Below are 1095 nucleotides of genomic sequence, written 5' to 3' on the forward strand. Positions count from 1 at the left end.
GCGTCTGTCGAATCGAGAACTGCCCGACGCCAAGCACGGCCTCGTTGTGGTGAGCCTGACATGCCGCGCAGCACGATCTGAGTCCTTCGTTGCAGAGTTCACCGCCATCCCGTCCGGGCGTCAATATCGCTTACCGTTGCGCGAGGCGACCTGGCCACGCATCGACGGCGTCATCACGGGCACGATTGCTTCTCCGGGCAACCGGCGCGACCCTTACCTCGATGATGAGGGACGCTATGTCGTGAACCTGCACTTCGATCGTGACGAGCGGGTGCCGGGCCTGCAAAGCTGTCCGATGCGCTTGGCCAAGCCCTTCGGTGGGCAGGGGCAGACGGGCTTTCACTTCGGCTTGGTCGAGGGCACGGTCGTGACGGTGGGCTTTCTGTGGGGCGATCCCGATCTGCCCTATATCAGCCAGGTGCTGCACACCGCGCAATCCCCGGACCCGATCGTCGCGGGTTATCCGTGGAGCACGCGCAATACGATCCGAACGCGCTCGAACAACACATTGCAGATGGAGGACCGGGGTGGACAGGAGCACATCAAGCTGGCCACCGAACACGGCAAGTCCCAGCTAACGCTCGGTCATGGGGTGAATCGGGATAACAAGCCCCGAGGCGCCGGTTTTGAACTTCGCTCGGATCTGCGCGGGCAGGTGCGCGCGGCCGGGGGCGTACTGGTCACCGCAGACAGGCAGGAAAAGGCCGTCGGCGAGCAGTCGGATACCACTGGTGCCACCGCACAGTTCGCTCTCACACAGGCGCAGGCCGAAGGCATAGCCAACGCCGCCGCGCTTGCCAAAGCAGAAGTTGCGGATCTGCGCGCTGAGAATCAGTGGCTCAAGAACGAACTCGAGGATCTCAAGAGGTCGGTCATTGCGTTGTCGGCGCCGAACGGCATCGGCCTGGCCACGCCCGACCGCGTCATGGTCTCGGCGGGTAGAGATGTGAGTGTGGCGAGCTCGTCGGGCTTTAACGTCAACGCGTTGAAAACGGTTGCGATTGCGGCCGGCGACGTGCTCTCGCTCTTTGCACACAAGCTGGGTATTCGGCTCATCGCCGCGCGAGGCAAGGTGCAGATTCAGGCGCAATCCGA

At 63.3% G+C, this 1095-nt stretch carries 1 protein-coding gene; it reads left to right on the top strand.

Translation table 11 applies throughout. From position 1 onward, the window contains the following. The coding region (locus ACIQWO_RS27490) for a type VI secretion system Vgr family protein (protein ID WP_402830872.1) at positions 1–1095 on the top strand (1095 nt) is incomplete at both ends.

It is taken from the genome of Pandoraea sp. NPDC090278 (assembly GCF_044772185.1).
Classification (GTDB): Bacteria; Pseudomonadota; Gammaproteobacteria; order Burkholderiales; family Burkholderiaceae; genus Pandoraea.